Raw genomic sequence first — 26,006 nt, forward strand, 5'->3', positions numbered from 1 at the left:
CCCTATACCGTCAGTACGACGCAGCTGTCCGCATCCCAGCGGAGACGCACTTCATCGCCCCAGGTCGGAACGTCCTGGCGGAAGCGATGGGCATTTTGTAGCTGGGCAATGACGGTCTGGCCACTGCGCAATCTGACGTGATAGACCGAGAGATCGCCAAGGTAAGCGATGTGTACCACCTCCCCCACTGCCACATTGCTCTGCTCAGCCGGGATCTCATCGCACAGCATCACTTTTTCCGGGCGAAGCGCCACGTGAACCGGCACGCCATCCACCACCGAAACATCGGAGCTCACTTTTAAGGGTGAAAGCAGCCCCGGACAGTCGATCAGCAGACCATCGGACTGGCGCTCGCGGAGCAGGCCCTCAAACAGATTTACCGTGCCAATAAATCCGGCGCTGAAGCGCGTGGTCGGGTGCTCATAAATCTCTTCCGGCTCACCAATCTGCACAAACTTGCCGCGATTCATAATCGCGATGCGTCCGGCCATGGTCATCGCCTCTTCCTGATCGTGGGTGACCATTACGCAGGTGGCGCCCACGCGCTCAAGGATATCAACCACTTCAAGCTGCATACGGTCGCGCAGCTTTTTATCCAGCGCCCCCATTGGCTCATCCAGCAGCAGCAGCTTAGGCCGCTTAGCCAGGCTGCGGGCCAGTGCGACCCGCTGACGCTGTCCACCTGAGAGCTGGTGCGGCTTGCGGCTGCGGTACTCCTGCATATGCACCAGCGCCAGCATCTCTGCCACCCGGCTGGCAATTTCCTCTTTCGGCAGGCGGTCCTGCTTCAGGCCGAAGGCAATGTTCTGCTCAACGGTCATATGCGGAAAAAGCGCATAGGACTGAAACATCATATTAACCGGCCGCTGATAGGGCGGTACGTGTGAAAGATCCTGCCCGTCCAGCACAATCTGGCCGGAGGTCGGCGGTTCAAAGCCCGCCAGCATCCGCAGCAGCGTTGATTTCCCGCAGCCAGACGGGCCGAGCAGTGCAAAAATTTCGCCTTTATAAATGGTCAGATTGACATCATCTACCGCGTGTTGCCCATCGAAAGATTTAGTCAGGTTGCGGATCTCAAGCAGCGGGGTCAGGGCCCTGGCTGCTTTAGGTTGCGGACGGACAATAGCCTCATTCACTAACTTAACTCTCCGGCACTCTGAGGATTACGGCCAGTACGCCGTATGAAAGAGAGGGCAGAGGCTATTTAACGCCTCTGCGGTGTGAGCTTTACGCTGGCGGCGGTTATCTGCCGCGTTATATGAGCGTTGCCCGGGCGGCCTTTACTTGCCGCTTTTAACGCGCGTCCACGCGCGGGTGCGTACGCGGTCCAGTTTCGGATCCTGTACCTTCAGCACAAAGAGTTTCGCCATCGTCTCGGGCGTGGGGAAGATGCCCGGATTATTGCGGATATCCGCACTGATAAAGGGCAGCGATGCCTTATTACCATTAGCGTAGAACACCTTGTTGGAGATGTCGGCAATGACCTTTGGTTCCAGTAAATAATTCAGGAACTGATAGGCCTCATCGACATTTTTAGCATCTTTAGGAATAGCCAGGGTATCGAAGAAGGCCAGCGCCCCCTCTTTTGGAATACTGTAGGCAATATTGACGCCGTTTTTCGCATCAGCCGCGCGTTTCTTCGCCTGCAATACATCCCCGGCCCAGCCGATCGCCACACAGGTATTCCCGTTGGCAAGGTCGTTTATATACTGAGACGAGTGGAAGTAGCGAATATTAGGCCGGAGTTTCATCAGCAGATCCGTTGCCGCCCCCGAGTAATCTTTGGCATCGCTACTGTTAGGATCTTTACCGAGGTAGTTAAGCACGGTGGCAAAAATCTCTTCCGGCGCATCCAGGAATGAGACGCCGCAGCTTTTCAGTTTTTCGAGATTTTCCGGCTTAAGCACCAGATCCCAGCTGTTAACCGGCGCATCTTTACCCAGCGCGGCCTTCACCTTATCAACGTTGTAACCAATGCCCGTGGTCGCCCACAGGTAGGGAATGGCGAATTTATTACCCGGATCGTGCTGTTCCAGCTTCTTCAGCAAATCGGGATCGAGGTTGTTATAGTTTGGCAGCTTGCTTTTATCCAGCGGCTGAAATACCCCGGACTGAAGCTGACGGGCGAGAAAGCTGGACGAAGGCACCACCACATCGTAGCCGGTACTGCCCGCCATCAGTTTGCCTTCCAGCACTTCATTAGAGTCAAAAACGTCATACACCACGTGGATCCCGCTCTGATTTTCAAAGCCGGGAACCGTATCGGGTGAAATATAATCAGACCAGTTATACACGTGCAGCGTCTTATCGGCCGCGCCAGCACCCGCTGAAACGGCCAGCAGCACGGCAGCCGCCACGCCCGACAGCCACTTTTTAGGTTGATTAAGCATATTTTCCATTCTCCGCACCAAGGTAACCACAGCTTTTTCAAACAAGCAAAACGGCAGACGCCCGGCACGGCAGGGGCAATCAGTGAATGTTTATTCACTCTGCCGCCGGGATGAAAAACGCCAGCCCAGTCCACGTCATGCATATAACGTTGCTTCGCAAGAATAGTCCTCAGTGGCACTGGAGGCCAGCCCCTGGCGTAAAAAACAGCATTTATCGAATTTTCATGCACTTTCCCTCTACGGGATCGGCCAGACCCGGCCTGAGTGACGATAAATATCTGGTAGTAAAGGGCATTCGGCAGGATAAAAAAGGGTTTAAGGCAGGAACGGTGCAGGGTGGCGTGAAGATTAGAGTTAACCGCCTGCTAAAAGAAGGCGGTTAGACAGAGAGTAAGGCGTACAGGATGACTAAGCGGACCGGTTAATGTAGTAGCGCGTGTGAGCTGACAATCGCGCTGCGATCCTCTTCGTCGTCATCGCCGACCACCAGTAGCTGATTAGCAAAGGCTTCCAGCACCACCATTGAAATCTGCTCTTCACTCTGCTTCATAAAGTGCGCGAACTGGCCATAGGTCACCCCCGCCGTGACATTCAGCGACTGACAGACAATCAGCTTGGGCAGATTATCATCCTGAATATCGACAAAAGCCTTTACGGTCAGCGAGGATGCATTGATTTGTGACAGGTCGCCTACCAGCGGGATAAGCGCGGTCGGTTTAACTTCTGCAAGCGCGGAAAACAGGATGACGCCATCCATCAGATCGAGCTTGGCATCAAATACCCCATCAAAATTTTGCATATGCGGCAGATGGAGCGCCTGGCATGAGTCACACTCAAACCAGGTGATGCTTTGCTGATCCAGCCAACGTCGTATTACGTCAATATCTGGAACGACGAGTGAATCCATGTGATTTGTCTCATACCGCCTTAAAATTGCGCCCTAGCTTACGGAAAAATGCGGTCAAACACCACGACTGCGACGTAAATAAGCACTCGCTCGCGCGTTTTCAGACAGAAACCAGGGCGCTCCTCTCAGACGATTTTCACTACTAGCGCGTTGCCCAGCCCTGCTGATGCAGATACGCCAGCATAAACGGACGGCTCTCTTTGATAATCGTCTTCTGGATATGCTCGCTCCAGCTCTCGCGACGCGGGTTACTTTCGCGCGTGAGGTAATACTCTTCCTGCGCGTTGTCGTAGTCCGCCAGCACCTGAGGATCGATCGGCTGATAGCGGTTTTCATGGACCAGCATCGCCGTCGGCATCCGTGGTTTATGCTGCGGAGCCTGATCCGGGGTGCCGAGGCAGAGACCGAATAGCGGCAGAACATATTTAGGCAGGCCCAGCAGCTCGGTCACCTCGGCGATGGCATTGCGAATGCCGCCGATAAATACGCCGCCCAGCCCTAATGACTCGGCGGCGACCATGGCATTTTGCCCCATCAAGGCGGTATCGACGCAGCCAAGCAGCAGTTGCTCAGCCAGCCCCAGCTGCGCGTCCGGGCAAATTTGCTGATTACGATTGAAATCGGCGCAGAACACCCAGAACTCCGCTGCCTGGCCGACATACTTCTGACCGCCGGTCAGCGTAACCAGCTGTTCGCGCAGCTGCGGATCGGTGATACGGATAATCGATGAGCACTGCAAAAAGCTGGAGCTTGAAGCCGACTGTGCCGCATTAAGAATCGCCTCGCGCTGGTCATCTGCAATGGGTTTGTCCGTAAAGGCGCGAATTGAGCGGTGGGAGCAAAGCAGCTCGATGGTTGGCGTCATGGTGCACTCCTGTTTTACGCCCGACGGCGTAGTGAAAGCGTTGATACACTGAGGAGACCAAGGGTAGCAGGTGCAGCGGTTACGGGTAACGTTGAAAATGTATAATTCCTTGTCAAACCGCCGCAGCCCCCGCCAATCGCCCTATAGCCTGTGCAAATCAATGCGACAGGCAATACCTTCTTCCCTTATCCATTTGATGCGGGCATCATAGGCACCAGCGACCTATAAGATGTGATCTACATCACATATAAAATTTCGACCCTGAGGAGAAACACATGTTTGCAGTCATTTTTGGACGCCCGGCCTGCCCATACTGTGTACGTGCGAAAGAGCTGGCAGAGAAACTTACCGAAGAGCGTGAAGACTTCAACTTCCGCTATGTGGATATCCATGCTGAGGGGATCACCAAAGCCGACCTGGAGAAAACCGTGGGTAAGCCGGTTGAAACCGTGCCGCAGATTTTCCTCGATCAGACCCATATCGGCGGCTGCACAGAGTTTGAAGCCTACGCCAAAGAGAACCTGGGCCTGTTCCAGTAATCACGCAGAATTCCGCTGCGCCCCGCGCTGAGGGGGCAGCCATAAAAAGAGGGCCGATACCGTATCGGCCCTCTTTTTTTACGCCTTAACTGCCCTGAGTGCATATCTTTGCCCGTCCGGGACGGTTAATCGTGCTGATGCGTAATCAATGAACGACACAGCATCACGACAAGCGCCCCGGAACCACACCAAAACACCCCGCTGGTCATAAACGCCAGCTCCTGAAGCAGCGCGATGCACCCACTAAAAAGGCGCAGATGCAGAATCAGCAGGCAGCATGGCGTCGCCAGCAGCGGGCCTAACAGGGCTACCGTCAGCGGAGATTCTTTGGTGGTTAGCGCTGCAATCGCACCGGGGATAGCAAACATCAGCAGACCCAGCTGCGCATGAGAATAGGCGTGCGTTTCGCTACCCATTTCATAACGAACCGCCAGAAAGATGACGCAATAAAGGATAAAACAGCCTGCCACGCCCATCCAGGACACACCTTTAAACACCACAGGATCTTCTCCCGGCAATTTATCTCGTATGCTGGCCACAATAGTCCACCGCCTTGTCTCTGTTAAAGAAGTTACAAAGAACCGCGTAAATGAGCGCGGCTTTTACTGGCTGAAAAAGAGTGAAGCGATTAAAATGGCGACCGTTTTACAGATGCTGAACTGTAATACGCGGATAATCCTGAACGTTGCCGCTGCTCTGACGGCAGCGCGTTAAATCTAGCGCAAAAAACCCTTTTTTTCAACACGTTACTAGTAAATAAGAAGTTAAACCGTGAATATAAACGTCGCAGAGTTGTTAAGTGGAAATGACATTCTGTTATTATTTGTCGTTCTGGCTCTTGGGCTATGCCTGGGTAAACTGCGGCTTGGCTCTGTCCAACTGGGCAATTCCATTGGCGTTTTAGTGGTTTCTCTTCTGCTCGGCCAGCAGCATTTTGGTATCAATACCAACGCCCTTAATCTGGGCTTTATGTTATTTATTTTTTGCGTTGGCGTCGAAGCCGGACCTAACTTTTTCTCAATTTTCTTCCGCGACGGCAAAAATTATTTGATGCTGGCTACGGTGATGGTTGGCAGCGCAGTCATTATTGCGCTTGGGCTGGGAAAACTGTTTGGCTGGGACATCGGACTGACTGCCGGCATGCTGGCAGGCTCAATGACCTCCACGCCGGTGCTGGTCGGCGCGGGCGATACGCTGCGACAAACGCTGCACGCCGGACCGTTGCTGACTCAGGCGCAAAATAATCTTAGCCTCGGCTACGCGCTCACCTACCTGGTGGGGCTGGTGAGTCTGATCGTTGGCGCACGCTATATGCCGAAGATGCAGCATCAGGATCTTCCCACCAGTGCTCAGCAGATTGCCCGCGAACGCGGCCTGGACCCTGACAGTCAGCGCAAAGTTTATCTGCCTGTCATCCGCGCCTACCGCGTCGGCCCTGAGCTGGTCGCCTGGACCGATGGCAAAAATCTGCGCGAACTCGGTATCTATCGCCATACGGGCTGCTATATCGAACGCATCAGACGTAACGGCATTCTCGCCAGTCCGGACGGTGACGCCGTGCTGCAACAGGGCGATGAGATCTCTCTGGTAGGCTATCCCGATGCGCACTCCCGCCTTGATCCCAGCTTTCGCAATGGCAAAGAAGTCTTCGATCGCGATCTGCTGGACATGCGGATCGTTAATGAAGAGATCGTGGTTAAAAATAATAATGCGGTGAATAAACGTCTTAGCCAGCTCAAGCTAACCGATCACGGCTGCTTTCTTAACCGGGTTATTCGCAGTCAGATAGAAATGCCAATAGACGACAGTATTATTCTGAATAAAGGCGACGTCTTACAAATAAGCGGTGAGGCACGACGCGTTAAGTCCGTCGCTGACCGCATAGGATTTATCTCAATTCACAGTCAGGTCACCGATCTTCTCGCCTTTTGCGCCTTTTTTATTATCGGGCTGATGATTGGTATGATCACTCTGCAATTCAGTAACTTTAATTTTAGTATTGGTAATGCCGCCGGGTTATTATTTTCCGGGATCCTGCTCGGCTTTCTGCGCGCCAACCATCCCACCTTCGGTTATATCCCGCAGGGGGCGCTGACGATGGTGAAGGAGTTTGGCCTGATGGTCTTTATGGCGGGCGTGGGGCTGAGTGCAGGAAGCGGCTTGTCGCATGGCCTGGGAGATACCGGCCTGCTGATGCTCGGGGCGGGCCTGGTGGTGAGTCTGCTGCCGGTGGTTATCAGCTTTATGTTCGGCGCCTGGGTGCTTAAAATGAACCGCGCCCTGCTATTTGGTGCCATTATGGGCGCCCGCACCTGCGCCCCGGCAATGGAAATTATCAGTGATACCGCCCGCAGTAACATTCCTGCCCTTGGCTACGCCGGTACCTATGCCATTGCTAACGTTTTGCTCACCTTAGCCGGGACGCTAATCGTTATAATCTGGCCAATGGCAGGCGGTTAAAAAATATTTAGGAATTTCTGAGAACTTTTAATTAAGCGCGCAGTCCTAATTAGTGCCACTGCTTTTCTTTGAAATCCCCAAATTGTGGAGCCCGTTAATCGAATGATTAGCGGGTTTTTTTCTTTCTGCCACTCATCCCCCTCCCTGTTCTTAATGTTTCCTTAATCGCATTTCAGCACCATGAATTTTTGTCTTCATGAAAAACTCGCTTATGTCACTGCCCTTGATCCTTAACAAACGCACAACCGCTTTACCAATTAGGAATAGGTCTGTTTACCTTTTACCTGTTCGCTTTTACCTTATCCAGCTGTTATGGCTCGCGATTGCCGCCGTCCTGTTTACGTGGATATCGCGAGATGGCCGCTGGGATATGGCTATCAGTCGTGAATGGTTCGACCCGCTCACGCAGCAGTTTCCGCTAAAGGAGAATCGCTGGCTCAATCTGATAAACCATACGCTGCTGAAGGATACGGTGATTGTGCTGGCGGTGGTGGCCCTGATGGCGGGTATCGTCAGGCGGAACAGCAGACTGATATTGGTCACGGTGTTGATCGGCGTCGGCCCGCTGGTTGTCGGGATCCTTAAAGCGACCAGCGCGCACTCCTGCCCCTGGGATCTGATCGAATTTGGCGGCAAGGCAGTCTCTTACCCGCTGTTTTCGGCCATACCGCCGGGGAGCGGCCCGGGTGACTGTTTCCCGGGCGGTCATGCGTCAAGCGGCTTTGGCGTGATGGCGCTATTTTTCTGGTTCTGGCCACAGCGGCCAAAACTGGCCTGGCTCTGTTTTTTTGTCGGCGCTGCGCTGGGGATGCTAATGGGTTTTGGTCAGATTATGCGCGGCGCGCACTTTTTGTCTCACAATTTATGGGCTGGCTGGTGGGTTTGGCTAAGCCAGTGTTTTACTTTCGGATGCGTTTCGTATCTGCTTAATATGACGAGGAAATAATCATGATGGAAGAGCTAAACCGGACGCTGTTTCTCTGGATCAACGCCACACCAGAGTCGCCCGGATGGCTGATTACCCTGGCAACCCTTATTGCCCGCGATCTGATTGCAATCGTGCCAGTGCTTATCGTTGCACTGTGGCTCTGGGGGCCCAAAGGCCAGCTGAACTCTCAGCGCGAACTGGTGTTGAAAACCGGTATCGCACTGGGCTATGCGCTCACTATCTCATGGTGTATTGGCAATCTGTACCCGCATCCGCGTCCCTTTATGATCGGCCTGGGCTATCAGTTTCTGCATCATGCGCCCGATGACTCTTATCCAAGCGATCACGGCACGGCAATTTTTACCTTTGCCATTGCCTTTATGTGCTGGCATCGCGTCTGGTCCGGCATCATGCTGATGCTGATCGGGGCGGCCATCGCCTGGTCACGAATTTATCTCGGCGTACACTGGCCGATGGATATGCTCGGCGGCCTGCTGGTTGGCATGCTCTCCTGCCTGTTTGCTCAGGTGGCCTGGTATTTCTGCGGCAGACGACTGCTGGAAAATATCTCCTGGCTCTATCGCGTAGTCTTTGCGTTCCCTATCCGTAAAGGCTGGGTGCGCGACTAACGTGATAAAAAAGGGTGGAACAGGCTTTCACCCTCAGCTTTCTTCTCCGCATGATATTAGCGGGTTACGATGTAGCCCGCTGATAAAATCCGCAAACAGCCCACGATTTAATCAATCAAACCCGTCGATAACTCAGTTTTATATACCAGTAAAACCCCGTCCAGCCAGCGATTAAACCCCATCAATAACGCGCGACCAGTATATAACCCCAGAAACATTGTCATAACTGTGATTAGGATCGCCAGAAACTCCCTTCTGCCCTCTTCCTTCTTCTCATTCTGGTGGTAGAGTGTCGCCGTCTCGGGAAAAGAGTGAACTAAATTGCGCGACCGCATCAGGTGATATCGCAGGCAGGAGCGGTTTACTTCACTGTTTTTAATATGGAGATCATTATGGAATCATCTAAGGCGGCCACGCTTAATGTGCCGGTAGCAGAAGAGGCTGCGGCCTGGCGCAAAAGCGATACGATGTGGATGCTGGGCCTGTACGGGACGGCAATAGGAGCAGGCGTACTTTTTCTACCGATCAACGCCGGTATTGGCGGACTTATCCCACTGGTCATCATGGCGCTGCTGGCATTTCCCATGACCTTTTTTGCTCACCGCGGCCTGTGTCGCTTTGTTCTCTCCGGTAAAAGCCGCGGCGAAGACATCACCGGGGTGGTGGAAGAGCATTTTGGTGCCGGTGCCGGGAAGCTGCTGACCCTGCTCTATTTCTTTGCCATCTACCCTATCCTGCTGGTCTATAGCGTGGCGATCACCAACACCGTGGAGAGCTTTCTCACCCACCAGCTACACCTAACGGCTCCGCCGAGGGCGCTGCTGGCGCTGATCCTGATCGTCGGGCTGATGACCATCGTGCGCTTTGGTAAAGAGATGATCGTGAAGACCATGAGCGTGCTGGTCTACCCTTTTGTGCTGGTGCTGATGGCGCTGGCACTCTGTCTGATCCCGCACTGGAACAGCTCTATATTCCAGCATGTCAGCATGGCGGGCAGCGGTAAAGGGCTGTGGATGACGCTGTGGCTGGCCATTCCGGTGATGGTTTTTTCCTTTAACCACTCGCCGATTATCTCCGCCTTCGCCGTTGCAAAACGTGAAGAGTATGGCGACTACGCTGAGAAGAAGTGTTCGCGCATTCTTGCCCGCAGCCATCTGATGATGGTGCTAACGGTGATGTTTTTCGTCTTCAGCTGCGTGCTCAGCCTGTCACCAGCGAACCTTGCCGAAGCCAAAGCACAAAATATTTCGATTCTTTCCTACCTGGCTAACCATTTCGATACCCCGCTGATGGCCTGGCTGGCGCCCGTTATTGCGATGGTGGCAATCACTAAATCCTTTCTTGGGCACTATCTTGGCGCGCGGGAAGGCTTTAACGGCCTGATGGTAAAATCGCTTGGCAAACGAGGGAAGGATCTTTCCGAGCATAAGCTGAACAGAATCACCGCCCTCTTTATGCTGCTGACCACCTGGCTGGTGGCAACGCTAAACCCGAGCATCCTGGGGATGATTGAAACCCTGGGCGGCCCGATTATCGCGATTCTGCTGTTTCTGATGCCGATGTATGCCATCCATAAGGTGCCGGCCATGCGCCAGTACAGCGGTAAAATCAGCAACCTGTTTGTGGTGCTGGTGGGTCTGATTGCCATCTCTGCCATTGCCTGGGACCTGTTTTAGCTGTAACAAAAGAGCGGCCACGCAGGCCGCTCTTTCTTACTCACCATTATTGCTGCCGGTCAGGAAAACCACTTCCCAAACACGCTACTCAGTTTCATCATTACGAAATCCCAGGCGCGACTGAAAAAGCCCCCCTCTTCGACTGCCTCCATCGCCACCAGCGGCCGCTGTTCAATCGTCTTGCCGTTGAGCTGGAAGTCGATGACGCCAACCTGCTGATTTTTCTTAAGCGGCGCGGTGAGCTGCGGCTGAGAGAGCGTAAAGCTGGCCTTCAGTTTTTTCATCTGTCCCTTAGGCAGAGTAATCGCTGCATCCTTCGCAACGCCGAGATTGACCTCTTTTTTATCGCCAAACCAGACCCGCTGGGTGGAAAAAGGCTTGTCGGCCTTGATCGGCGTAACGGTTTCGTAAAAACGGAAGCCCCAGGTCAGCAGCTTTTCACTCTCACGAAAGCGAATACCGTCGGTCGCCGCGCCCAGCACCACGGATATCAGTCGCTGATCGCCATCCGTCGCCGAGGCGACAAGATTATTTCCCGCGCCGTTGGTATGGCCAGTTTTAATGCCGTCTACCTTAAGGTTAGTGCTCCACAGCAGGCGATTGCGGTTGTACTGGCGAATATGGTTAAAGGTGAACTCTTTCTCTTTATGCAGGGCGTACTCTGCCGGAACGTCGCGAATTAGCGCCTGGCCAATCAGCGCCATATCGCGCGCGGTACTGTACTGCCCGTCAGAATCCAGGCCATGCACGGTTTTGAAATGGGTATTTTGCAGGCCCAGCGCCTTAACGTAATTGTTCATCAGCCCGACAAATGCATCCTGGCTACCCGCCACATAGTCGGCCAGCGCAATGCTGGCATCGTTGCCGGACTGGATAATAATGCCCTTATTCAGCTCGGAGACCGGAATGCGATCGCCCGGCTTCAGAAACATCAGCGACGAGCCCTGCAGGATAGGATTGCCCGTTGCCCAGGCATCTTTGCCCACGGTGACCATATCGTCGTTGGTAATTTTGCCCGACCTGAGCGCCTGTCCGGCCACATAGCTGGCCATCATTTTGGTCAGGCTGGCGGGATCGAGACGATCGTCAGCATGAGATTCCGTCAGCACCTTGCCGCTGTTGTAATCCATCAGGATCCAGGCTTTCGCATTGATTTCCGGCGGAGCAGGTGCCTCTTCTGCATGGGCAAAAGATAAGGTTAGCAGCATTAGTGACGCGGAGGCGGAGAGCGTGTAGCTTACGGAGATGAGCGATTTCTTCATGGTGGGACCAGATATCCATTTGAAAGGTAAGAATTTTCACAGCGATGACGGGCACATGTCCTGCTACGCTATCGTTTCTATGCCCAAATTTGAACAGCAGTAGAGTAAAGATATTTAGAGTTTATTAGATAATAACCTGACAATGACATCGAAGTGGCGGTTTTTTCGCCTTCACCGCCAGCGAAACCAGGCTAAATTCCGAATTTTTCCAAAACAGTTAAGTGCATCACATAATTCCGTTACCCTGAGGTCAATCTGCCTTAGGAGCAACACCATGGATTTAGCCCTTTTCGACCTTGATGAAACCCTTATTAGTGAAGACAGCACCGGCCTGTGGCTGCGCTGGCTGGTCTCCCAGGGGTTTGCTCCACCTGAGCTGATCGAGCAGGAGCAGGCACTGATGGAGCAATACTATGCGGGCTCGCTGTCGATAGAAGCCTATATGCAGACCATCCTGGCACCGCTAGCTGGCATGGGTACGTTAACCGTTTCCGGCTGGGTTCGTCGGTTTGTTCATCGCGATATCCTTCCCCGCGTTTACCCCGCTGCCCGCGAGCGCATGAGCTGGCATCAGCAGCGCGGTGATACCATTCTGGTCATTTCAGCCAGCGGCGAACATCTGGTGACGCCTATCGCGCAGCAGCTTGGCGCTCATGATGCACTGGCCATTGGCGTTGAAATTGTGGATGACCGCTACAGCGGAAAAACCTACGGCACAATGACCTATAAAGAGGGCAAAGTCACCCGCCTGCAGGAGTGGCTCAACGGCCAGCAGAAAGGGAAATTTAACCGCACCTGGGCCTACAGCGACTCGTTAAATGACCTGGCGATGCTGGAACACGCCGATCACGCCTGGGTTATAAACCCGGCCCAGCCCCTGCACACCCTGGCACAGCAGCGTGGCTGGGAAGTGTGCAACTGGGTCAGATAACCCCTTCTGCCGGGCGTCGCGGTGAGATATTACGCCGGGTCAGAGAGCCGCTTCTCAGGACCATGGCGGAGAAATGTAACGCTGGGTCAGAGAACTGCTTCTCAGGACCATAGCGGAGAAATGTAACGCTGGGTCAGAGAAAGCGGCTTCCACAGCGCGCTACTGGCCGGATGACTCCGCCAGACCAACTTTAAGCAGCTTGCCGTCACGCTCATCCGTCAGCACATACAGGTAGCCATCCGGCCCCGTTCTCACGTCACGGATGCGCTCCTTACGATCGGCCAGCAGGCGCTCTTTTTCCTCAATGTTGTTGCCGTCCACCGTCAGGTGGATCAGGCTCTGCTGCTTCAGCGCGCCGATAAATAAGCCATTTTTCCACTGCGGAAAGCGCGGGCTGTTATAGAACGCCATGCCGCTGATGGCAGGTGACACCTTCCACCAAAACGCAGGCTGCTCGGTGCCTGCCACCCTGCCCCCTTTCGATCCCGGGACTTTTTCCCCGCTGTAGTCAATGCCCCAGGTGGCGAGCGGCCAGCCGTAATTCTTGCCCTTGCTGAGGATATTAACCTCGTCTCCGCCGCGCGGGCCGTGCTCACTTTCCCACATCTCATGCGTCCAGGGGTTTAGCGCCAGCCCCTGAGGATTACGCATCCCCCAGGTCCAGACTTCGCTCCGCGCCCCGGCTTTGCCGACAAAAGGATTATCTTTCGGCACGCTGCCATCGGCATTCAGCCGTATGACTTTGCCGGTCAGTGACGCGGGATCCTGAGCCGTTTCAGCGTGAAAATTATCGCCAAAGGTAATATAGAGATATCCCTTATCATCGAAGGCCAGCCTGGATCCCAAATTAGCACCGCTGGAGAGCCTCGGCTGCTGGCGAAGGACCACCCGAAAATCTGTAAGCTGGCGGCTGTCCTGGCTTAGCGACCCGTAGCCCACCGCAGCACCTGCCCTGCCCTGACTGTCCGCTTCGGTCCAGGTGAGCCAGACGCGACGACTCTGCGTAAAGTCCGGCGCCAGCGCCACGTCAAGCAGGCCACCCTGACGCTGCGCCCACACCTTCGGCACGCCGCTAACCGGCTGTGACAACCCCTTTCCGGGCTGCCAGAGGCGCAGCTGTCCCGCACGTTCGGTAATCAGCATACTCTGGCCATCCGGCATAAACGCCAGCGCCCAGGGGTGATCCAATCCTTTCTGCAGCTCTTCTACGGTCACTTTCTGCGCCGCTGCCCCCTGACTCAGGGTCAGCGCGACGGCCAGCAAACTCAGTTTAACGAATCGGGACATACCTTTCTCCTGATGGGAAGCACCAGATAAATCTAGTAAAAGGTGTCAGAACGCGTGGAAGTTTTACAAAACATTAATCTGGGATTCAGGGGCCGTCGGGGGAGTTTGGGAGCGGATAAGTACTTTGACTATCCGATGCCCATATCACCCGATCCCCCATAAGCTCACATTTTATAGCCCAGCGAGGATTATTGTTTGGGATTTATCTTTATCGGCATGCTATAAAAAATTTACCCCCTATTTGCAGTTATTTAGATAAATCATCACATCTCATTATTTTAATTTGATTAGATGGAAATCATATCTTTTTATTAACGAACCAAAAAGTAAAGAAATTCCTGCCGCTATAACCACAACGAAGATGACTCACGTAATATTACTTGCAGGTTCCATACCCCATTCGTAATCCCTCATGATAAACTGATTTGTTCTCAAAAAGTAAAACAGTGCTGTGTCCACATTATGCGGGTAAGCTCAGGTTACCCTGATGCAAAAATGTTTGCAGAATAATTCCCGAAGAGCATACAGGGCGATGTGATATATATTATCTAAGACTCACGCCTTCAAGATTAATATTCCCACCCATACCAATCGTAATCTTAGCCACATAATGCGCATCTTGATTATATATTTAAGGTTTCTACATTGAAAAAATATGTTAGAATGACACTATTTGGTTAAATTTTATAAGTGGGGTCAATTTTGAACGATATGGATTTTGTAAGTGATCTTAAGGCGAACGGCTTCACTGAGAAAGATATAACTCGCTTAAGAGCAATAGTTGAGAGTGTTCCAACGAAGGATCAGACGTTAGCTTCCATAGTACTTGACCTAAGCAGGCGTTTTTGGGGTGGTGTCATTGGGATGTTACTAATGGTAGTTATTGCCTTGTTTGGCAGAATATATGACACAGCGGAAAACTTTTTCATCTACCTGTTAGTTATTTGTTTTGGAGTGACGGTTATTTATATCGTTACCCCAATTAAATTGGCATGGAAAGCACATCGGTATATGGCTAAGAAAAAGTAAAAATGATTTGTGGTCAGTATTCATATCGTTAAGATTTTTTCCAATATCTATACCTTTCTTTGCTGCACCAGTTCCTTTGAGTATGAGAGCTGGTTTACTCATTGTCTGAACTTTCCTGTAATAGTCGGAAGGAAGATAGTTGAATAGTCTCCAGGACTCAGGTTTCAAAGTTAACTTCAAAACCCCATAGTACGATGTTGTAAAATCAATGGCCTGATAAGCTAAAAACCCCAATCTTTTGTCAAAGCCCATAAATTCAGCCACATCTTCATATGCATTTCGCATGAAGTTTGTTGGATTAGCACGTCCAAGAAGTTTTTCCGTACTTTCTATAGCTGAACCAGCACCATTCAGAACCAGACTACCCCCAGCTACAATTCCGATTACATTCCCAGTCGCTACAGAGCCTGCAATTAAAGTCGCACCTGCAACCATCTGCAACCCACCCAGTACAACACCTATACCATCTATGACATAACCGATGATTTTTTCATGATCATGGTAGAACTGAACAGAAGCAGAAACTACTGCATGACCTGAACGTAGCATCCTGTCTTGTATGGTCAAATATTCATGCTCTTGCCTGAGATTCTGTATGCAAGCCTGGCACTCATTATCGGTACTCGCAGAGCGAATAACATCAAGCTGAAGAGTGATAAATGATTGAATTTCATCTTTAAAATTTATCCTTAACAGCGCGTCCTGGATATGCAGCAAGGATAGTGTATTAGCAATGCTATACAATTGATTTGCCTGAAGGTTTGCCATCGTCAGATAGTAGTCTGAAAACCTTCTGGGATTCACGTAGTTGTCCATAACCGTACCTTTGTGTCATCATATGATCAGTACTTTATTTAAACAGATAGTATTGAGTAATCAAAGGGAGTTTTGAATATGAGTACCGATCTTTACCTGAGAATTGATGGCATCAACGGCGAGTCACAGGATTCTAACCATAAGGGCTGGATCAATATTGACTCCTTCTCCTGGGGGGCAAGCCAGGCAGGAAACATGAGTGTGGGCAGTGGTGGCGGAGCTGGAAAGGTTCAGTACCGTGATCTTACGGTACACACCAGCATCGACAAGGCTATCCCTGCAATTATGCGTTATGTCTCCAACGGTAAACACATAAGCAAGGTTGAGCTGGCAATTTGTAAGGCCGGAGGAACTCAGATTGAGTACTGCCGTATTACTCTTGAGGATGTGCTAATCGTTGATGCAATGTTCAATGGTGCAAGTCAGCGTGATCTTGTTGGTATGACTTACCAGTTCCAGGCTGCGAAGGTCAAAACTCAGTACTGGGAACAATCGACTGCTGGCGGTAAAGGACCGGAAACCCAATCAAGCTGGAACATTAAAGAAAACCGCGAATAAGCTTCATAAGACGCATTCTACGTAGTTAAAAATAACGGTTGCACTGACATTCCAGGCCGTTAGAATGCGTCTGGTAAGTACTAAAGGTCGTTATCCTGTTTCTCGCGACATTCATATTTTTTTTCGAACAAATCCGAATAGGACTGAAAGTACTATCGCTATAACGACAATGAAGATTACCAGCATGATATTGCTTGCCGGGTCCATACCCCATTCATAGTCCTTTGTAATAATATTATTTGATCGCAAGACATCAAACAGTTCTGAAGAAGACCATAGATAAAGTTGGTTTACTGGTTTGATCCATGCGGTAACACAGAATGCCAATATTAAACATACTATCGCGGTAATTATTCTAAACATTACACTTCGCAAAATCTGGCACTCCTTTAACAGATACTTTTCCGTAAGCCATCAAACCTGAACGGGATCCAGGTACTTTACATTGCTGAGTACGAAGTAATGCTCTTCTGACTTGTTGAAAATCACTAACCTTGAAGAAAGTTATACATCCCCATGATTCACCTGAGCCATCTGGCCTTAACGGGTGTAGTCTGAACTGCCCACGCTTTACGCCATTTACAAAAACGCTATCTGACATGGTTTGAGCACTAAACAGGCCGAACCATTCATCGTGGTTTGTGTGGTTAACAAGATCCTTTAACTCGCGTAGCACCGTGTTGGCAAAACCTGAGGACGGCATTTTGACTATCCAGTAATCCCCAACTGGGATCGAACCGTAATCAGTAATATAGGAACAATTAATGTTATTGATGAATTTCTCACGTCCAGAAAGTACTGAGAATGTACCTATCCCATACACTGTAAGTACTGCCTTGCCTGAACGTCTGGCATCATCATCATAGGTCATACTCATTTGAATCATTCAGTATTCCTTCCCTGTAATACCAACACTTAAGGAAGTATACACACTCATTCTAACTACGATCAAGGATTTAGCCTGGATGGAAAAACGAGATAGCGCCACAAATAAAGCTTTCTCTTTGCTTAAAAGCAGCTGTAACTATTTGCCAGAAATAAGACTCTTTGAACTGCCCAATGCTGTTGTCAAGCTTCAGTACCTCCTGACGAAACTGGGCCCTGTGCTGTTTACCTGGCTTCCTGTTAGTTGATACGGACATTGTCATATGAGCGACGTCTGATCGAGGGTTTACTCACTTAGCGGCGTATCCACTATTGCCGGGTAAGGCCATAGCAATTCTAAGCCTCCCTGAAGGACTCTGGCCCCTTTAATCCCCTTTGTTATTAACATTGCTGTATAAATTTTGCTTCGACCCCGGTAAAATCCCGCGCAAATTGCTGTGCTGAACTGGAAATGAGCTATGTCGCAAACTACAACAATGGCACCACGGGTCGGTTTCGTCTCGCTGGGCTGCCCAAAAAACCTGGTCGACTCTGAACGGATCCTCACCGAGTTGCGTACGGAAGGATACGAAGTTGTGCCGCGCTATGACGATGCGGAAATCGTTATCGTTAACACCTGCGGCTTTATCGACAGCGCGGTGCAGGAGTCGCTGGAAGCGATTGGCGAAGCGCTGAATGAGAACGGTAAGGTCATTGTGACCGGCTGCCTGGGCGCGAAGGAGAACCAGATCCGGGAAGTGCATCCGAAAGTGCTGGAAATTACCGGCCCTCACAGCTATGAGCAGGTGCTGTCCCACGTGCATCGCTACGTGCCTAAGCCACAGCATAATCCGTTCACCAGCCTGGTGCCTGAACAGGGCGTGAAGCTGACGCCGCGCCATTATGCCTATCTGAAAATTTCCGAAGGCTGCAACCATCGCTGCACCTTCTGCATCATCCCCTCTATGCGTGGCGATCTGGACAGCCGCCCTATCGGCTCGGTGCTCGACGAGGCCCGTCGTCTGGCGGAAGCCGGGGTGAAAGAGCTGCTGGTGATCTCGCAGGATACATCGGCCTATGGCGTCGACGTTAAACACCGTACCGGCTTCTGGAACGGTCAGCCGGTTAAAACCAGTATGGTCAGCCTGTGCGAACAGCTGGCGAAGCTGGGCGTATGGGTGCGACTGCACTATGTCTATCCTTACCCGCACGTTGACGACGTGATCCCGCTGATGGCGGAAGGCAAGCTGCTGCCCTATCTCGACATTCCGCTTCAGCATGCCAGCCCGCGCATTCTCAAGCTGATGAAGCGACCAGGTGCCGTAGAGCGTACGCTGGAACGTATCAAGCGCTGGCGTCAAATTTGCCCTGAACTGACGCTTCGCTCGACCTTTATTGTCGGCTTCCCCGGTGAAACGGAAGAAGAGTTCCAGATGCTGCTGGATTTCCTTAAGGAAGCGCGGCTGGATCGCGTTGGCTGCTTCAAATACAGCCCGGTCGAAGGCGCTACGGCCAATCAGCTACCGGACCCGGTGCCGGAGTCGGTAAAAGAGGAGCGTTACGATCGCTTTATGCAGCTACAGCAGGCTATTTCTGCTGAGCGTCTGCAGGAGAAAATTGGTCGTGAGATTCTGGTGATTATCGACGAAGTGGATGAGGAAGGCGCGATTGGCCGCAGCATGGCCGACGCCCCTGAGATCGACGGCGCGGTCTATCTGAACGGAGAGTTTAACGTGAAACCCGGTGACATTATCCGCGTGAAGGTGGATAACGCCGACGAATACGATCTGTGGGCATCTAAAATCTAGCCTCTATTCCCCTGCTCACCGCCGGTTTCGACCGGCGGTTTTTTGTATCGACAACGTCATGTGTAGCTGGCTAAGCCAGCTACACATGACGCGGCAGGATTTAGCCCATTACACCTGACGCGGCCAGGCTCAGCCATATTTCGCCTGGTGCGCTTTCTTCCGGGCCAGATAATCCGCATCGGCCCGCAGCTTGTCCCACTCCGCTTTAAAAATAGCAGCCGCCGCAGCCTTCTCTTCGTTCAGCTCACGCGGAAGTACCAGGCGATCCTTATCATACTTGCGCCCGCCCTTGTGATTGGCATAGCGTCTGGCGCGGGTATACCCCATCTGAATAAACTTACGCGCCATATCCATGCCGACAAAATCATCGCTGGCGCGGTAAGCCTCAAACAGTTTCATAATTTCGTCAGCCGAGGCGCGGGCGATTTCAGGCGTGCGAAAGCGCCAGTGGGGGAGGATCTCACCCTTATAAGGCTCCACCATCAACACACCCTGCTCGCCGCGTCCTACCTGATAAAGCTCAGGATGCTGGCGGAAATCAATGCTCTTAAAGTCCTGTTCGTAATCGAATTCTTTCATCAAATCAGCTCTTTAGCTTAGGATCCAGCGCATCACGCAGGCCATCACCCAGCAGATTAAAGGCCAGAACGGTGAGAAATATCGCCAGGCTGGGGAATACCGCCACGTGTGGCGCCATTACCATATCCGCCCTGGCTTCATTAAGCATCGCGCCCCACTCCGGCGTTGGCGGCTGCGCGCCCAGCCCCAGAAACGACAGGCTGGCCGCCGTAATGATCGAGGTGCCGATTCGCATGGTGAAATAGACCACAATCGAAGAGAGGGTGCCGGGCAGAATATGGCGAACCAGGATGGTGAGATCCGATGCGCCGATGCTGCGTGCCGACTCAATATAGGTCATATGCTTTAGCACCAGGGTATTGCCCCGCACCAGGCGGGCAAAGGCCGGAATGCTGAAGATCGCGACGGCAATAATCACGTTCGACATGCCGGTGCCCATGATCGCCACCACCGCAATCGCCAGCAGAATGCCGGGGAAGGCAAACAGCACATCGCTGATGCGCATGATAATGCGATCCCACCAGCCTTCGTAATAACCCGCCAGCAGGCCCAGCGCCGTGCCGATCGCAGCACCTATCGCCACCGAGACGAACCCGGAAATCAGCGACAGCCGCGTACCCAGCAGCACCCGGCTAAAAATATCGCGCCCAAGCGAGTCCACGCCGAACCAGTGCACCAGCGAGGGGCCTTCCGTCAGCCTGTCGTAGTCGAAATAGTTTTCAGCATCAAACGGGGCCAGCCAGGGGGCCAGCACCGCCACCACAATCAGCAGCAGCACAAACAGGCCTGCCGCTATCGCCACCGGCTGACGGCGGAAGCGCCGCCAGAACTCATGCCAGGGGGTGCGCACGCGATGCTGCGTTATAGTCGGCATCGCGGACAGCGCCGCGTTACGTCGCCAGTTTTTCATCGCGGGTCCTTATTTATAGCGAATCGCAGGGTTGATTGCGGCATAGAGCATATCGACAATCAGGTTAATCAGAATAAATTCCAGCGAGAACAGTAGCACTTCGGCCTGTACCACCGGGTAGTCGCGCATTTCAACCGAATCCACCAGCAGCCGTCCCAGGCCCGGCCAGTTAAACACCACCTCGACGACGATCGATCCCCCCAGCAGGAAACCAAACTGCAGACCCATCATCGTCACCACCGGGATCATCGCATTGCGCAGGCCGTGCTTAACAATCACCCACGTCTCCCGCACGCCTTTCGCCCGCGCGGTACGCATATAGTCTTCCTGCATGACCTCGACAAAGGATGCGCGGGTAAAACGCGCCATGACAGCAGCGACCGCCGCGCCCAGGGTTATCGACGGTAAAATATAGTGCCGCCAGCCGTCAGCACCCACCGTTGGCAGCCAGCCCAGCTGGACGGAAAATACCTGCATCAGCAGCATGCCGAGGGCAAAAGCCGGAAAGGAGATACCCGATACGGCCAGCGTCATGCCCAGTTTATCCGGCCATTTATTGCGCCATACCGCCGACGTAATACCGATGGCCATACCAATAATCACCGACCAGACCATACTGCTTAACGTCAGCCAGAGCGTGGGGAAGAAGCGCTGCGCGATTTCGGTGGACACCGGCCGCTTAGTCACCATCGACTGCCCGAAATCGCCCTGTAGCGCGTGGGTGATAAAGTGCCAGAACTGATGGGTAATCGGCTGATCCAGCCCTAACTGCTGGCGCACCAGCGCCACCACCGTCGCATCGGCCTCCGGCCCTGCCACAAGGCGAGCCGGATCGCCCGGCAGCATATGAACAAACAGGAACACCAGAACCGCCACAATCAGCAGCGTGGGGATCAGTCCCAGTAAACGTCTGATAAAATAATTGAGCATGCGTTATCCTGCGCCTCAGACAGCCGCACCTTCCGGTGTGGAAGGTGCGGGCGTGTGTCGGCGGGTTACTTCAGAGAGGCGTCGTCAAAGCTGAACGAGGTGTCAGGCATGACGTAGAAACCCGTCAGGTTTTTAGTATTGGCTGAAACCAGCTTTTCTACCACCAGCGGGGCCCAGGGCTGATCCTTCCAGATACGATCCTGCGCATCCTTATACAGCGACGCTTTTTTATCGCCGTCGGTGGTATTCAGCGCATCGGTCAGATCTTTATCCACCTGCGGATTGCTGTAAAAAGCGGTATTAAAGATGGTTGGCGGCCAGGACTGGGTGGCAAACAGCGGCGTCAGCGCCCAGTTAGCTTCGCCGGTAGAGGCAGACCAGCCGGTATAGAACATGCGTACGCCGCTCTCTTTCTGACCTTTATCCTCCACTTCCGCCGCGCGCTGCCCGGCATCCATCGCCACAACATTAACCTTGATACCGACCTGAGCCAGCTGCTGCTGGGTAAACTGCAACACCTTCTGCGCGGTACTGTGGTTATGTGAAGACCAGAGCGTGGTGGTAAACCCGTTCGGGAAGCCCGCTTCCTTCAGTAGTTCGCGCGCCTTAGCCGGGTTGTACTCAGGGGCCGGATAGGCCTGGGAATACTGAATGGCAGGCGGCACAATGCCGGTAGCCGGGGTGGCATAGCCGGAGAAAGCTACCTTCACCAGTGCCTGACGGTTAATGGCGTAGTTAATGGCTTCGCGCACTTTAGGATTATCAAACGGCTTCTGGGTGACATTGAAGCTGATATAGCGCTGCATAATGGACGGCGAGGTCACCAGATCCAGCTTCGGATTTTTCTCCAGCAGCTTCGCCTGCTCATAGGGAATGGGGAAGGCAAAATTGGCTTCGCCGGTTTGCAGCATCGCCGCGCGGGTGTTGTTATCCACTACCGGACGCCAGGTGATGGTGTCCAGCTTCGGATAGCCCGACTTCCAGTAGCCCGCGAATTTCTTCACCTTCACAAAATCGGTTTGATTCCAGGTTTCCAGCTCGAACGGCCCGGTACCCACCGGATGGAAGCCGATATCCTTGCCGTATTTCTTCAGGGCGGTGGGCGAGATCATCGCTGCCGCCGGGCTGGCCAGCGTATTGATAAAGGCGGAGAACGGCTGTTTTAAGGTGATTTTAACCGTGGTGGGATCGACCACTTCCGTGGTGCCAACCGACTTAAACAGGTTGTAGCGCTTGAGATGGTTATCCGGGTTACTGGCGCGGTCAAGATTCACCTTCACCGCTTCGGCATTAAAGTCGGTGCCGTCCTGGAATTTAATGCCCGGGCGCAGTTTGATAGTATAGGTCAGGCCGTCGGGGCTGGCCTGGTAGCTCTCGGCCAGCACGTTAGTCAGCTTCATCTCTTTATCGAAGCCAAACAGGCCCTGATAGAAGGATTTTGCAACCGACTGGGACAGCGTATCGTTGGCGTCGTAGGGGTCGAGGGTGGTGAAGTTCGATCCCACGGCAATCACCGCATCTTTTGCCGCCCAGGCCGGTAGCGCCGCCAGGCTGCCCAGAAGTCCGGCAGTTAACAGTATTTTACGTTTGCGGGTTATCATCATTTTGCATTCATCTCCTGTCCCTTCTTATTGTTGTGCTGCAATTCAGGCACCGCCGATGGCATGGCGGGCTACATAGTGTCCGGCGCTCACTTCAACCAGCTGAGCCACCTCCGGCTCGTCCCCCAGCGCACGAACCGCACTGGGAATTTCATCCACCAGCAGCGGCCTTTCGCGTCGACGATGACGGGGATCGGCCACCGGTACGGCAGACATCAGCTTGCGGGTATAGGGGTGCTGCGGATTTTCAAACACCGACTGCCGCGGCCCAATCTCCACAATCTGCCCAAGGTACATCACCGCGACGCGGTGGCTGATGCGCTCAACAATGGCCATATCGTGTGAAATAAACAGGAAGGCAATGCCAAATTCCCGCTGCAGGTCGAGCATCAGATTCACGATCTGCGCCTGAATGGAGACGTCCAGCGCGGAAACCGATTCGTCGGCAATCACTACTTTCGGGTTAAGCGCCAGCGCACGGGCAATACAGATACGCTGACGCTGGCCGCCTGAAAACTCGTGCGGATAGCGCCGCGCATGTTCAGGGAGCAGCCCAACGCGCTGCAGCAGCCAGGCCACGCGATCTTCTGCCGCCTGGCCTTTAGCAATTCCGTGAACCAGCAGCGGCTCCATAATTGAAAAGCCGACGGTCAGCCGCGGATCGAGCGAGGCATAGGGATCCTGAAAAATAAACTGGATGTCGCGCCGCAGATGCGAAAGCGCCGAGCCGGTTAGCTGGTCAATCCGCTGGCCGTTGAAGGTGATAGAACCGCCCTGGCTTTCCACCAGCCGCAGCAGCGACCGCCCGGTGGTGGATTTGCCACAGCCCGATTCGCCCACCAACGCCAGCGTCTCGCCCGCATGCAGATCAAAACTGACCTTTTCTACGGCGTGGACCCGGCGAGTCACGCGGTTGAACAGGCCGCTGCGGATGTCAAAACGGGTCACCAGATCCCTGACCTGCAGGACCGGCTCCCCCTCATTTACCACGGTGTCCTGGGGTACGGCCGGGGCGGATTCCCCCTCGCTGCCCGCCAGCGGGAAATGCAGCGGGAAAGGGGTGCCGGTCATGGCACCCAGTTTGGGGACAGCGGCCAGCAGCGCGCGGGTATAGGGCTGCTGAGGACGCTGAAAAACATCCTCAACCGTGCCGGTTTCCACCACGTCGCCACGGTACATCACCTGTACGCGATCGGCCATTTCAGCCACCACGCCCATATCGTGAGTGATAAAAATCACCCCCATCTGCATCTCTTTTTGCAGTACGCGGATCAGCTGGAGGATCTGCGCCTGGATGGTGACATCCAGCGCGGTTGTCGGCTCGTCGGCAATCAGCAGCGCCGGTCGGCACGAGAGCGCCATCGCAATCATCACGCGCTGGCGCATGCCGCCCGACAGCTGGTGGGGAAAGCGGGAGAGCACGTTTTTCGCGTCGGGAATACGCACCAGATCGAGCATATGCTCCGCCTCTTTCAGCGCCTCGCGGTGGCTTTTCCCCTGATGAAGGCGCAGGGATTCGGCGATCTGCTCACCGACGGGAAACACCGGGTTCAGCGAGGTCATCGGCTCCTGAAATATCATCGCCATGTCTGCCCCGCGAATGCGGCGCAGCTGGGACTGGGGCGCGGACGTCAGTTCAACCAGCTGGTCATTGCGGCGGCGCAGCCATATTTCACCGCTGTCGATACTGCCGCCGCCCTGCTCTATCAGCCGCATCAGCGCCAGCGAGGTAACGGACTTCCCGGAGCCGGACTCGCCGACAATCGCCAGCGTCTCACCGCGCTGGACGTCCAGCGAAAGGTTTTTGACCGCCCGCGTCACGTCTCCTTCCTGACGGAAGCTGACGCTCAGATCCCTGACGGACAGAACCTGGTTCGCGGCAACGGCTGCTTTATTCGTCATCCTCCTGCTCCTTATTGTTCTCCGCGCCAGGTTCTTCCCGATAGATGCCGGTAACAGGCGCCTCGCCGACATAGCCGTAACCGCGATACATTCCCTCGCAGTTAAACGGCAGCGCGACGTTACCGGTACGGTCAATGGCTATCGCGCCGCCGCTACCGCCGAGTTCGGGAACCTTGTGCAGAATAACGCGATCGCTGGCCTGCGCCAGCGTCAGCCCGCCATATTCCATCTGCGCGGCAATATCATAGGCCGCCAGCAGCCGCATATAGACCTCACCGGTGCCGGTGCAGGAAACGGCAACGGTGGCGTTGTTGGCATAACAGCCCGCCCCGACAATCGGCGAGTCACCTACACGGCCCGCCTGTTTATTGGTCATCCCCCCGGTTGAGGTGGCGGCGGCGAGGTTTCCTGCCAGGTCGAGCGCAACCGCCCCCACGGTGCCTAATTTGCGATCCGCGTCGAGCGGCTCGCCCGCGCCTGCGGCCATGGCGCCCGCTTCTCCCGCCACGTCTCCAGCGCCTCCGGCCACGACTGCGTTGTCGCGCGGCCAGGCGGCTTTTCCGCCCTCGTCAGACTCGCGATAACCCGCTGCGGCACCGCTATGATCGAGTAGCAGCTGATGGGTATTGCGCGCACGCTCAAGCTGTTCCCAGCGCGCGGCGGTGGAAAAGAAGTCAGGCGCAACCTGCTCCAGCCCCTGCCCGGCGGCAAACGTCTCTGCCCCGTCCCCAATAAGCAGAACGTGCGGGCTGTTATCCAGCACCGCCCGCGCGGCGAGGATCGGATTACGAATATGGCGAACGCCGGCAACGGCGCCAGCCTCAAGCGAGCGGCCATCCATAACAGAGGCGTCCAGCTCGTGCGTTCCCTCGTGGGTGAAGACCGCCCCTTTGCCCGCGTTGAAGAGTGGGCACTCCTCCAGCAGACGTACCGCTTCGGTCACCGCATCCAGTGCGCTTCCTCCTGCGGCCAGCACCGCCTGACCACGGGCAATGATATCTGCCAGCGCCTGAGTGTAATGACGTTCCTGTTCTGCGCGCATACTGGCGCGGGCAATCGCTCCTGCTCCGCCGTGGATGGCGATAACTGCTCTGACCATAGCCGGTTTACCCTGAGTGCCAAATCAGCATGGAAA

General features: G+C 53.9%; 23 protein-coding genes. 8 read left to right on the plus strand and 15 right to left on the minus strand.

Going from position 1 to position 26,006, the window contains the following annotated elements:
- Positions 1 to 2 precede the first annotated feature (2 nt).
- The 4 genes from potG to nfsA form a co-directional block, all read right to left on the minus strand.
- On the minus strand, positions 3 to 1,136 hold the full coding sequence (potG, locus tag AC4PCC_RS13600; RefSeq protein ID WP_492124870.1) for a putrescine ABC transporter ATP-binding subunit PotG: 1,134 nt from the start codon (positions 1,134 to 1,136) through the stop codon (positions 3 to 5).
- Positions 1,137 to 1,280: 144 nt separating this feature from the next.
- Positions 1,281 to 2,390 carry a spermidine/putrescine ABC transporter substrate-binding protein PotF gene (gene potF / locus AC4PCC_RS13605; protein WP_492124871.1) on the minus strand — a complete coding sequence of 370 codons (1,110 nt, stop codon included), beginning with the start codon at positions 2,388 to 2,390 and terminating at the stop codon, positions 1,281 to 1,283.
- A gap of 421 nt (positions 2,391 to 2,811) precedes the next feature.
- A complete protein-coding gene (locus AC4PCC_RS13610; protein ID WP_345831249.1) occupies positions 2,812 to 3,297 on the minus strand; it encodes a YbjN domain-containing protein in 486 nt (161 codons plus the stop codon).
- Positions 3,298 to 3,439: 142 nt separating this feature from the next.
- Positions 3,440 to 4,162 (minus strand): oxygen-insensitive NADPH nitroreductase, encoded by a 723-nt coding sequence (nfsA, locus tag AC4PCC_RS13615; protein WP_067702750.1) that lies wholly within the window; start codon positions 4,160 to 4,162, stop codon positions 3,440 to 3,442.
- Positions 4,163 to 4,437: 275 nt separating this feature from the next.
- On the opposite strand from nfsA, the gene AC4PCC_RS13620 reads away from it, so the two are divergent.
- Complete coding sequence (locus AC4PCC_RS13620) at positions 4,438 to 4,701, plus strand: GrxA family glutaredoxin (RefSeq protein WP_067702747.1); 264 nt, start codon at positions 4,438 to 4,440, stop codon at positions 4,699 to 4,701.
- Between the two features lie 125 nt (positions 4,702 to 4,826).
- Here the strand turns inward: AC4PCC_RS13620 and ybjM are convergent, their stop codons facing one another.
- On the minus strand, positions 4,827 to 5,240 hold the full coding sequence (gene ybjM, locus AC4PCC_RS13625) for an inner membrane protein YbjM (RefSeq protein WP_345831247.1): 414 nt from the start codon (positions 5,238 to 5,240) through the stop codon (positions 4,827 to 4,829).
- A gap of 232 nt (positions 5,241 to 5,472) precedes the next feature.
- On the opposite strand from ybjM, the gene AC4PCC_RS13630 reads away from it, so the two are divergent.
- The 4 genes from AC4PCC_RS13630 to AC4PCC_RS13645 all read left to right on the plus strand — a co-directional run bounded on the left by AC4PCC_RS13630 (position 5,473) and on the right by AC4PCC_RS13645 (position 10,394).
- Positions 5,473 to 7,161 (plus strand): aspartate:alanine antiporter, encoded by a 1,689-nt coding sequence (locus tag AC4PCC_RS13630; protein WP_067702738.1) that lies wholly within the window; start codon positions 5,473 to 5,475, stop codon positions 7,159 to 7,161.
- 211 nt (positions 7,162 to 7,372) lie between these two features.
- Positions 7,373 to 8,107 carry a phosphatase PAP2 family protein gene (locus AC4PCC_RS13635; protein WP_345831246.1) on the plus strand — a complete coding sequence of 245 codons (735 nt, stop codon included), beginning with the start codon at positions 7,373 to 7,375 and terminating at the stop codon, positions 8,105 to 8,107.
- A 5-nt stretch (positions 8,108 to 8,112) separates the two neighbouring features.
- A complete protein-coding gene (gene ybjG / locus AC4PCC_RS13640) occupies positions 8,113 to 8,718 on the plus strand; it encodes an undecaprenyl-diphosphate phosphatase (RefSeq protein WP_067703680.1) in 606 nt (201 codons plus the stop codon).
- Between the two features lie 392 nt (positions 8,719 to 9,110).
- The gene (locus AC4PCC_RS13645) at positions 9,111 to 10,394 is read left to right on the plus strand and encodes an HAAAP family serine/threonine permease (protein WP_345831245.1); all 1,284 of its coding nucleotides are present in this window, start codon (positions 9,111 to 9,113) and stop codon (positions 10,392 to 10,394) included.
- A gap of 59 nt (positions 10,395 to 10,453) precedes the next feature.
- On the opposite strand, the gene AC4PCC_RS13650 is transcribed toward AC4PCC_RS13645, so the two are convergent.
- A complete protein-coding gene (locus AC4PCC_RS13650; protein WP_492124872.1) occupies positions 10,454 to 11,656 on the minus strand; it encodes a serine hydrolase in 1,203 nt (400 codons plus the stop codon).
- Between the two features lie 274 nt (positions 11,657 to 11,930).
- Between AC4PCC_RS13650 and AC4PCC_RS13655 the strand changes: the two genes are divergently transcribed.
- Positions 11,931 to 12,587, plus strand: a complete 657-nt coding sequence (locus AC4PCC_RS13655) for an HAD family hydrolase (protein ID WP_345831243.1) — start codon at positions 11,931 to 11,933, stop codon at positions 12,585 to 12,587.
- Positions 12,588 to 12,746: 159 nt separating this feature from the next.
- On the opposite strand, the gene AC4PCC_RS13660 is transcribed toward AC4PCC_RS13655, so the two are convergent.
- Together AC4PCC_RS13660 and AC4PCC_RS13665 are read right to left on the minus strand one after the other, a co-directional pair.
- Positions 12,747 to 13,874, minus strand: coding sequence for a PQQ-dependent sugar dehydrogenase (locus AC4PCC_RS13660; protein ID WP_492124873.1), 1,128 nt, complete (start codon positions 13,872 to 13,874; stop codon positions 12,747 to 12,749).
- A gap of 936 nt (positions 13,875 to 14,810) precedes the next feature.
- Positions 14,811 to 15,719 (minus strand): DUF4225 domain-containing protein, encoded by a 909-nt coding sequence (locus AC4PCC_RS13665; RefSeq protein ID WP_492124874.1) that lies wholly within the window; start codon positions 15,717 to 15,719, stop codon positions 14,811 to 14,813.
- 78 nt (positions 15,720 to 15,797) lie between these two features.
- On the opposite strand from AC4PCC_RS13665, the gene AC4PCC_RS13670 reads away from it, so the two are divergent.
- Complete coding sequence (locus AC4PCC_RS13670; protein ID WP_492124875.1) at positions 15,798 to 16,277, plus strand: Hcp family type VI secretion system effector; 480 nt, start codon at positions 15,798 to 15,800, stop codon at positions 16,275 to 16,277.
- Positions 16,278 to 16,632: 355 nt separating this feature from the next.
- Here the strand turns inward: AC4PCC_RS13670 and AC4PCC_RS13675 are convergent, their stop codons facing one another.
- Positions 16,633 to 17,163 (minus strand): DUF2778 domain-containing protein, encoded by a 531-nt coding sequence (locus AC4PCC_RS13675; protein ID WP_345831238.1) that lies wholly within the window; start codon positions 17,161 to 17,163, stop codon positions 16,633 to 16,635.
- Positions 17,164 to 17,620: 457 nt separating this feature from the next.
- Between AC4PCC_RS13675 and rimO the strand changes: the two genes are divergently transcribed.
- On the plus strand, positions 17,621 to 18,949 hold the full coding sequence (gene rimO / locus AC4PCC_RS13680) for a 30S ribosomal protein S12 methylthiotransferase RimO (protein WP_492124876.1): 1,329 nt from the start codon (positions 17,621 to 17,623) through the stop codon (positions 18,947 to 18,949).
- 129 nt (positions 18,950 to 19,078) lie between these two features.
- Here the strand turns inward: rimO and AC4PCC_RS13685 are convergent, their stop codons facing one another.
- The 6 genes from AC4PCC_RS13685 to AC4PCC_RS13710 form a co-directional block, all read right to left on the minus strand.
- Positions 19,079 to 19,528 carry a DUF4385 domain-containing protein gene (locus AC4PCC_RS13685; RefSeq protein WP_067702701.1) on the minus strand — a complete coding sequence of 150 codons (450 nt, stop codon included), beginning with the start codon at positions 19,526 to 19,528 and terminating at the stop codon, positions 19,079 to 19,081.
- Between the two features lie 4 nt (positions 19,529 to 19,532).
- Positions 19,533 to 20,438, minus strand: a complete 906-nt coding sequence (gene gsiD, locus AC4PCC_RS13690; protein ID WP_492124877.1) for a glutathione ABC transporter permease GsiD — start codon at positions 20,436 to 20,438, stop codon at positions 19,533 to 19,535.
- Between the two features lie 9 nt (positions 20,439 to 20,447).
- Positions 20,448 to 21,368, minus strand: coding sequence for a glutathione ABC transporter permease GsiC (gene gsiC, locus AC4PCC_RS13695; protein ID WP_067702695.1), 921 nt, complete (start codon positions 21,366 to 21,368; stop codon positions 20,448 to 20,450).
- 65 nt (positions 21,369 to 21,433) lie between these two features.
- Positions 21,434 to 22,972: a glutathione ABC transporter substrate-binding protein GsiB gene (gene gsiB, locus AC4PCC_RS13700; RefSeq protein ID WP_492124878.1), complete on the minus strand. Its 1,539-nt coding sequence runs from the start codon at positions 22,970 to 22,972 to the stop codon at positions 21,434 to 21,436.
- A 42-nt stretch (positions 22,973 to 23,014) separates the two neighbouring features.
- On the minus strand, positions 23,015 to 24,871 hold the full coding sequence (gsiA, locus tag AC4PCC_RS13705; protein ID WP_492124879.1) for a glutathione ABC transporter ATP-binding protein GsiA: 1,857 nt from the start codon (positions 24,869 to 24,871) through the stop codon (positions 23,015 to 23,017).
- Entirely contained in the window at positions 24,861 to 25,970 is a 1,110-nt protein-coding gene (locus tag AC4PCC_RS13710) for an isoaspartyl peptidase/L-asparaginase (protein WP_492124880.1), read from the minus strand. The genes gsiA and AC4PCC_RS13710 overlap by 11 nt, the downstream gene beginning before the upstream one ends.
- Between the last annotated feature and the right edge of the window lie 36 nt (positions 25,971 to 26,006).

It is taken from the genome of Erwinia sp. L03-1 (assembly GCF_058686115.1).